This window comes from Klebsiella sp. WP8-S18-ESBL-06 (genome assembly GCF_014169755.1).
GTDB lineage: Bacteria > Pseudomonadota > Gammaproteobacteria > Enterobacterales > Enterobacteriaceae > Kluyvera > Kluyvera ascorbata_B.
In genome coordinates, this window is record NZ_AP022256.1 from 4,958,154 (window position 1) to 4,966,419 (window position 8,266).

The 8,266-nt window shown below is 55.6% G+C and carries 9 protein-coding genes; all 9 read right to left on the reverse strand.

Annotated elements, in window-relative coordinates:
- Positions 1–27: 27 nt before the first annotated feature.
- Complete coding sequence (locus tag H7R76_RS23655; RefSeq protein ID WP_106930142.1) at positions 28–594, reverse strand: NADPH-dependent FMN reductase; 567 nt, start codon at positions 592–594, stop codon at positions 28–30.
- Between the two features lie 39 nt (positions 595–633).
- Positions 634–1,383 carry a 4'-phosphopantetheinyl transferase family protein gene (locus H7R76_RS23660; protein ID WP_106930144.1) on the reverse strand — a complete coding sequence of 250 codons (750 nt, stop codon included), beginning with the start codon at positions 1,381–1,383 and terminating at the stop codon, positions 634–636.
- A gap of 157 nt (positions 1,384–1,540) precedes the next feature.
- Complete coding sequence (gene yidZ / locus H7R76_RS23665) at positions 1,541–2,500, reverse strand: HTH-type transcriptional regulator YidZ (RefSeq protein WP_106930147.1); 960 nt, start codon at positions 2,498–2,500, stop codon at positions 1,541–1,543.
- Positions 2,469–3,650 carry an MFS transporter gene (locus H7R76_RS23670; protein ID WP_182966634.1) on the reverse strand — a complete coding sequence of 394 codons (1,182 nt, stop codon included), beginning with the start codon at positions 3,648–3,650 and terminating at the stop codon, positions 2,469–2,471. Before H7R76_RS23670 ends, yidZ begins: the two co-directional genes overlap by 32 nt.
- A gap of 180 nt (positions 3,651–3,830) precedes the next feature.
- On the reverse strand, positions 3,831–5,195 hold the full coding sequence (gene mnmE, locus H7R76_RS23675; RefSeq protein WP_182929751.1) for a tRNA uridine-5-carboxymethylaminomethyl(34) synthesis GTPase MnmE: 1,365 nt from the start codon (positions 5,193–5,195) through the stop codon (positions 3,831–3,833).
- Positions 5,196–5,310: 115 nt separating this feature from the next.
- Positions 5,311–6,957, reverse strand: coding sequence for a membrane protein insertase YidC (gene yidC, locus H7R76_RS23680; RefSeq protein WP_106930155.1), 1,647 nt, complete (start codon positions 6,955–6,957; stop codon positions 5,311–5,313).
- Positions 6,958–6,959: 2 nt separating this feature from the next.
- Positions 6,960–7,217, reverse strand: coding sequence for a membrane protein insertion efficiency factor YidD (gene yidD / locus H7R76_RS23685; protein ID WP_106930158.1), 258 nt, complete (start codon positions 7,215–7,217; stop codon positions 6,960–6,962).
- Entirely contained in the window at positions 7,181–7,540 is a 360-nt protein-coding gene (rnpA, locus tag H7R76_RS23690) for a ribonuclease P protein component (RefSeq protein ID WP_106930161.1), read from the reverse strand. The genes yidD and rnpA overlap by 37 nt, the downstream gene beginning before the upstream one ends.
- A 17-nt stretch (positions 7,541–7,557) precedes the next feature.
- Positions 7,558–7,698: a 50S ribosomal protein L34 gene (gene rpmH / locus H7R76_RS23695; protein WP_003849659.1), complete on the reverse strand. Its 141-nt coding sequence runs from the start codon at positions 7,696–7,698 to the stop codon at positions 7,558–7,560.
- Between the last annotated feature and the right edge of the window lie 568 nt (positions 7,699–8,266).

The window sequence follows — 8,266 nt, forward strand, 5'->3', positions numbered from 1 at the left end:
CCATCGGGGTGAGGGTTTTTAAAGAACTTACGCTTTAACGCGCTGAATATACTCGCCAAACGCGGTCAACTGACCGGCCAGATGATCTAATGTACCTTGCTCGATCACTTCACCCAGCTGCGGGTCGACTTTGTTCTGAATCACGCCACCCATAAACTCCGGCTTGTTCATCACCATCGCATCCAGGAACACCAGAATCTGGCGCAGGTGATACTGACAGCGTGCGCCGCCGATAGCGCCCATCGAACTGGTCTGAATCAGTACCGGTTTACCGGACAGTGGCTGGTCCGGCATACGGGACAGCCAGTCGATAGCGTTCTTCAGCCCACCCGGGACGGAATAGTTGTATTCGGGCGTCACGATAACGACGCCGTCTGCCTGACGAATTTGCTCAGCCAGCGCCTCAACGCTCTGTGGGAACCCTTCTTCTTGCTGGAGATCGGCATCGTACAGTGGGATATCGCCGATGGACGGCAGTGCTTCAACGCTCATGCCCGCCGGGGCGATTTTCGGCAGGGTGCGTGCCACCATACCGTTAAATGAACCTTTGCGCAGGCTTCCCAATAACGTAACTACTTTCAACGCTTCAGACATGATTACTCCTTTGCATCATGAGGCTGTTTCCCAGCCGAATCAGTTGAGTATAAGCGCTTTCTCTGCCGGAAGGCTCGTGAATCTCATCAACCGCGCGGCCGGTTCGTTGGCCCGCGCCTGAGCGTCGGGCAGGCTGCGCCAGCCGTACTTACCGTCAAACTCCCATACCTTCAATTTTTCAATCGAGGGTGAGGCAGACAGCGACCACACCAGAATATCTTCGGCATCGCATATCGCTTCGAGCTGCTCGGTATGCGCGGCGCGCAGGCGGCCGGAGCCGGGCAGCAGCTGGAGCATTTGTGGGGAGTCGCGGTGAACGTCGCCGGTCATTTTCAGCACGCTCTGGCGCAGCGTAATCAGCTGTGCACGCGCTTCATGCGGGTCGTTCTGGTTGTTGATCCACAGATTTTCATTACTGGTAAAGCGGTAGTTTTCCATTATTGTGGCCTGCGGCGTGTTACGCAGCACGCGCAGCAGTTCCATATCCAGGCCGCAGCGGCCTTCGGTCGTTAGCGCTACGCCGACAATATTACCCGCATAGGAAATGGAAAAATCAGGCAGGTGGCTATCCTTAAAGTGCGGCTTGCCCTCATCAGGCGTGACAATTTCCGGTAATTCACTGATGCCATACAGCATAAACAGCAGCTCGGCTAACAGCGCGCGTGAAGCCAGGTAACGCGTGCGGCGGTGTGCCGGTAGCTGGCGTGCGATGTTATGGCTGGTGGATGATAGCCGAACCGACAGTAGATGCCCGTCCTTAAGGATCCCTCTTGCAAAGTGCGTCGCCATTTTTCGCTCCGTGATTAATGGACAGTGGTTTATAGGAGAGTAACATTTACGCTAGTTATGATCAGGTTTTACTGCCTAAAAATGCGATTGAAAAGGGGTATTACGAGACTTTTACACTTTCCCCTAACTGAAATGGACTATTTTTACGAATAACTCATCAGGAAACACCGAGATATAAGGTTTTAAGCGTTTCACGCAGCCAGATAATTTTCGGGTTGTGACTATTTCGTTTATGCCAGAGCAGGGTGAACGGCACCAGCAGCTTATCTTGCTGTGCGGCGTCGAATGGCAGGGGGCGAGCGACCAACGGCAGCTGGTGAAGTTGATTGTAATACTGACAGTAGCGCGGCGCGGTCGCCAGCATGGTGTGATCCGGCTGAGCGGCCATAAACAGCGACTGCTCGAACCCCGGCAGGCTGAGGGCAATATTGCGCTCGCGGCCCATCTCTTGCAGGACATCGTCCAGCGCCCAGGTGTCGCTTTGCTCCCAGCAAATACTGATGTGGGGATAGCGCAGAAACGTCTCCAGGTTCCACTCTTCCTGCAGCGCCGGATGATCCTCACGCAGCCACACCCACGGAAGATCGGTGAATAGCACTTCGTAATCGATCGACAGCGGCAGCAGGCTTAGCAGCTCGCGGGATCGCGGATGGCTCTCGCGCCCGGTAAAACCGATGTCGACCTCACCGCGGATAATGGCATCCAGTGAATCGTAGTCCCAGTTGCGGACTTTGATCGTGGCCTGTGGATAACGTTGATAGATCTGTTGCGACAGGGCGTTGAACAGGATCATGATCAGCGGCGATTCGGCCACCAGATCGAACTTCAGCCCACGCGGCGTTTCATGATGTGGCTTATCGAGCAGCTGGTTGGCCATCTGCATCCACTCCGCCAGGCTTTGCTCCATGCTAAACATCAGCGGCGTCGGCGTCAGCCCCAGCGGTGTGTTCACAAACAACGGATCGTCAAACCAGGCGCGCAGCTTCGCCAGAGATTTACTCACCGCCGACGGCGTGACGTTCATCCGTTTGGCGGTTTTGGTAACGCTGCGCTCCTGCATCAGGAGCTGCAGGCAAAGCAGAAGGTTAAGATCGAGGCTGGTGAGCGGTTTCTTCATGTGCAGACGCGGACCGGTTAGGAGCAACTGAAATAATCAGCATGATGCTCACTATGCTACAGCCAATCAGTATCCCGATCAGCATATTCAGCGCGTCGAAGCCAAGGATAGCCGCCAGCCAAATCCACAGCGATGAGCCGCACACCTGCGCAATCCCCAGCGCCGAGCTGGCGACGCCCGCGCGCAGGGAGAACGGGCCTAGCGCCTGGCTCATCGCCACGCCAAATCCCACCGAGAAACCGGCACAGATTAAGGTCAGCCCGAAGAGGGTGAACGCGTGGGTTGTCGCGAGAATTAAGACGATACCCGCGGCCAGGAATAACGTCTGTGAAGTGAGCATCAGCGTACGGGGTTTAAACAGACTCAGGGCGAACGGGGTAGAGAAGGAGACCGCCATGCTGATGCCTGCGGTCATCGCCATGGTGGTGGCGTATTCGCCGCGGTCGAAGCCCATCACTTCCATCAGCAGCACCGGAGAGGTGTTTACGAAGGTGAGGATCACCGACACGCTGAGGGTGGTTATCGCCAGGCGACTCAGGAAAAAGCGATTTAGCAGCGATTCGGCAGCGTGATGCTGCTGCGTCGAGGCCGCCAGAGCCGCTGGACGCGATTCTCGCAGGATAAATACCGACAGCAGGCAAACGACCACGCCCATGCCGATCATCGTGTAGAACAGGCTCTGCCACGGGTATTTGAGCATAATCAGGTGCCCCATGACCGGCGCCAGTACCGGCACGATACAGGTAATCCCGTTGAGCAACGACAGCACTTTAGCCCGACGGCGGTCGTCAAGCGTATCGCGCAGAATCGCGAAAGCCACCACGTAGCAGCAGCCCGCACCGATGCCCTGAATAAAGCGGCCGACGAGAAACGGCGTGCCGCTTTCTGCCAGTGAGCAGAGAGCGGAGGCTGCGATGTAAATCAACGCGCCGACAATCGCGACCGGCTTACGTCCTGATTGGTCGGCAACTTTACCGGCAAACAGCATGGCGGTGGCCATGCCGGCCAGATAGACCGAGAAGGCGATATGCAGCTGCGCTTCGCTGGCCTGTAAATCGGCCGCAATGCGGGGCAACCCGACCAGATACATATCGATACCGGCGGGATAAAGCAAAACTAAGGCAAAACTGCACAGAAGAAAGCGTGTCATAGCGACCTCACGGGAAATGTGGCGCTAAGCATACGGGGAGAGCGGTGATGTCACGAGTTGCCATTTGGACAACAGTGATTTCCTGCTGGGAAATCACTTGTTGCCGGAGGGCGGCCTTGCCTTATCCGGCCAACGGGGCCTGTAGGCCCGGTAAGCTTTGCGCCACCGGGCAACACACCGTTATTTACCGATACAGAAGCTGGAGAAAATCCGCCCTAGCAGGTCGTCGGAGGTAAATTCCCCGGTGATCTCACTGAGATTCTGCTGTGCCAGACGAAGCTCCTCTGCCAGCAATTCTCCGGCCCAGGCACCCAGAAGCTGGGCTTTACCCTGCTGTAGGTGTTCTGCGGCCTCTGAAAGTGCCTGCAGGTGACGACGGCGCGCCAGGAAACCGCCTTCCATATTGGTTTCAAAGCCCATGCTCTGCTTGAGATGGTTACGCAGCACGTCCACGCCTTCGCCGGTACGGGCGGAGAGGCGAACAAGTGAGTACTCATTCACTTCACTCAGACCCAGCGTCTCGCCGGTGATATCCGCTTTGTTACGCACCACGGTAATCGGCAGGTTTTTCGGCAGGCGGGCGATAAAGTCTGGCCAAATCTCCGCCGGGTCGGTGGCGCTGGTGGTGGTGCCGTCCACCATAAACAGTACGCGATCGGCCTGCTCAATTTCCTGCCACGCACGTTCGATACCGATACGCTCGACTTCATCGTTGGCGTCGCGCAGACCGGCGGTATCGATGATATGCAGCGGCATCCCGTCGATGTGGATATGCTCGCGCAGCACGTCGCGGGTGGTACCGGCAATATCGGTAACGATAGCCGCTTCACGTCCCGCCAGCGCGTTCAACAGGCTCGATTTCCCGGCGTTCGGGCGCCCGGCGATAACCACCTTCATCCCTTCGCGCAGCAGGCTGCCCTGGCGCGCTTCGGCGCGGACGGCATCGAGATCGGCAATCACGGTATTAAGTTGCGCTTCGATTTTACCGTCGGAGAGGAAGTCGATCTCCTCGTCCGGGAAGTCGATGGCCGCCTCGACGTAGATGCGCAGGTGAGTAAGTGCTTCCACAAGGTGATTTACGCGGGTGGAAAATGCACCTTGCAGCGAGTTCAGCGCGGAGCGTGCGGCCTGCTCGGAGCTGGCGTCGATGAGGTCGGCAATGGCTTCAGCCTGGGCCAGATCGAGCTTATCGTTTAAAAACGCGCGCTCGGAGAATTCGCCCGGGTTGGCGATACGCACGCCCGGCAGCGTCAGAATACGTTTGAGTAGCAGGTCGAGGATCACCGGGCCGCCGTGGCCCTGAAGCTCCAGCACATCTTCACCGGTAAAGGAATTCGGGCCCGGGAACCACAGCGCAATGCCCTGATCCAGCGCGCTGCCATCGACGTCTCTAAACGGCAGGTAGTCGGCATAGCGCGGCTTTGGCAGCTTGCCCAGCACCGCCTGCGCCACGTCGCGAGCCTTCAGGCCGGAGATGCGCAGAATGCCCACCCCACCGCGTCCCGGTGGGGTAGCCTGGGCGACGATAGTGTCGTTATGGCTCATGGTTTGTCTCAACTTTGTTGCAATAAAAAAAGGCGGTCATTCGACCGCCCTTTGATTTTCGTTCCGTTTGCCGGATGGCGGCTTCGCCTTATCCGGCCTACAACCTACAACCGAATCAGGATTTTTTCTTCTCGCGGCTATGCAGGCCACGTTTTTCCAGACCACGGTAGATCAGCTGCTGCTGAATAATGGTTACCAGGTTGCTGACGATATAGTAAACCACCAGACCTGACGGGAACCACAGGAAGAACACCGTGAAGATGACCGGCATAAAGGTCATGATCTTCTGCTGCATCGGGTCGGTCACGGTAGTCGGAGACATCTTCTGGATGAAGAACATCGTCGCGCCCATGATGATCGGCAGGATGTAGTACGGGTCCTGTGCGGACAAGTCGTGGATCCACAGGATAAACGGCGCATGACGCAGTTCAACTGAGGCGCTCAGCATGTAGTACAGCGCAAGGAAGATTGGCATCTGAATAATCAGCGGGAAGCAGCCACCCAGTGGGTTAACTTTTTCCGCTTTATACAGGGCCATCATTTCCTGGCTCTGACGCTGTTTGTCATCGCCCAGACGCTCACGCATTGCCTGAATCTTCGGCTGCAGCATACGCATCTTCGCCATGGAGGTGTACTGCGCTTTGGTCAGCGGGTACATGATGCCACGAACGATAAAGGTGATAACGATGATGGAGAAGCCCCAGTTACCCAGGAAGCTATGGATCCATTTCAGCAGTTTGAACAGCGGCTGAGAGATGAACCACAGCCAGCCGTAGTCGACGGTCAGATCCAGGTGCGGCGCAACGGCGGCCATTTTGTCCTGAATTGCCGGGCCAACCCACAGGGTGCTCTGCAGTTTATCTGCCTGGCCTGGCTGTACCAGAACCGGCTGAGATTTGTAGCCAATCGCCACTACGCCATTACCGAGGTTAGCGGTGTAGAAGTTATTGGTACCGTTGTTCTGCGGAACCCATGCAGTCGTGAAGTACTGCTGCAGCATGGCAACCCAACCGTTTTTGGTGTTGGTGTTCAGGTTCTCGTTATCAACGATGGTATCGAATTTATATTTTTCGTACTTAGAGTCAGACGTTGAATACGCTGCGCCACGGAAGGTGTGCATGGTAGACAGTCCGCCGGTCTGCGTATCACGCGCAGTAGGCAGGGCCGCAGTCTGCTTCAGCTGACCGAAGGTAGACACTTCCAGCGGTTTCTCGCCGGCGTTCTTCACGTCGTAGCCAACGTTCACCGCATAATCACCGCGTTTCAGGGTGAAAGTTTTGGTGAAGACGTTGCCTGCTTTATCGGTATAGGTCAGCGGAACGACGATTTCGTTCTGGCCATCGGCCAGTACAAACGCATCTTTATCGACGTTATACAGCGGACGCGGGCCATTAGCCGGGTTGTCCGGGCCGTCACGACCGGTTAAGCCGCTCTGCGCCTGATAGACAAACTGAGGAGTGGTTTCCAGTAACTGGAACGGTTCGTCAGACTTCAGCGTTTTTGGGTACGCCGGAAGCAGCGCTTGCTCAATATCACCACCGCGGGTGTTGATAGTCAGCTCAAGCACGTCAGTTTTAACCGTAATCAGTTTTCCTTGGCCACTGGCCGGTACGCCCTGGTCGGCGGCGCTACCCGCTGCTGTGGTCGTAGTCTGCGTGGTCTGCTGCTGGGTCTGAGGATTGTGGTCCTGTTCCCAAGCTTGCCAGATCATGAAAGACACGAACAACAAAGCGATGATAAGAAGATTGCGTTGCGAATCCATCGTTAGTGTTCTCTGGTATCAAATGGTCCGGGCGGGACGGGATCGTCACCACCAGGGTGTAAAGGGTGGCATTTTAATACGCGTTTCACTGTCAACCAACTGCCTTTTATCACTCCAAACCTGCGCAATGCCTCAATTCCGTATTGAGAACAGGTTGGGGTGAAACGGCAATGCGGCCCGAGTAGCGGACTAATCAGGCGCTGATAGACCCGAATCAGGCCTATCAGGAGCCGCGAGAAAGGCGACAGTGACGGCGCCATAATTTTTCCAACGCTTCCGAGAGAGCACGGTTATCGAGGTCGGCAACCCCTTTCTTCGCCACCACCACGAAATCCATTGGCGGGAGTTCATGCTGACGCAAACGGAAGCTTTCACGCGTCAGACGTTTAATCCGATTGCGTTCATGTGCGCGTTTAACGTTTTTCTTGGCGACGGTAAGACCGATACGGGGATGCCCCAGCGAATTCAGGCGGCCGAGGATGGTGATTTGCGGCGTGCCAGCCCGTTGTGGCTGCTGGAAGACGAATGTGAAATGATTGGGAGTTAACAAGCGTAACTCCCTGGGAAATGCTAGCTTAACCACTCGAGGGGTTAGCTTTATTACTTAGAAACGGTCAGACGAGAACGGCCTTTAGCACGACGACGTGCCAGAACCTGACGACCATTTTTAGTAGCCATACGAGCACGGAAGCCGTGAGAACGGTTGCGCTTCAGTACAGACGGTTGAAAAGTGCGTTTCATGGCGATTTCTACCTAAACTTGAATAAATTCAATGGCTTTATTGGATATCCGACCGAAAATTGAACGACGGACGCCGAAGCCATGGGTGATTAAAGAGGCCGGATTGTAATAATTGTACACTCCGGAGTCAATTCTCTTTCCTTATTTACCGCGTAAAAAACCGCGTTCGACCGCCGTTTTTTGCCCGGTAAATGAGCAGCGTCCCTCACCGAAATTCGAGCAGTACACGCCGGGTGGGGGATTATACGGGCTGCCCGTTAAAGCGCAAGGATCATCCTGGATCTTTGTTAGATCATTTAAGCAGAAATTTGTCGCTAGTCATTAATTTTTCCAATATGCGAAGGAAATCGTGCCTTCTCCTTGCCGGGATCGTTTACACTTAGCGCTTCTGGATCCACCCTGTGGATAAATCGGGAAGAATCTGTGAGAAACAGAAGATCTCTGGCGCAGTTTACGCTATGATCCTCGGCCCGATCGCGATCGGTGGATCGTAACAGGGGAAAATAACCGCGTTATTTCAGCAGAATGTCTGAAAGAGGCCGTTGAAAACCGCAGATAGCGGTTCGCA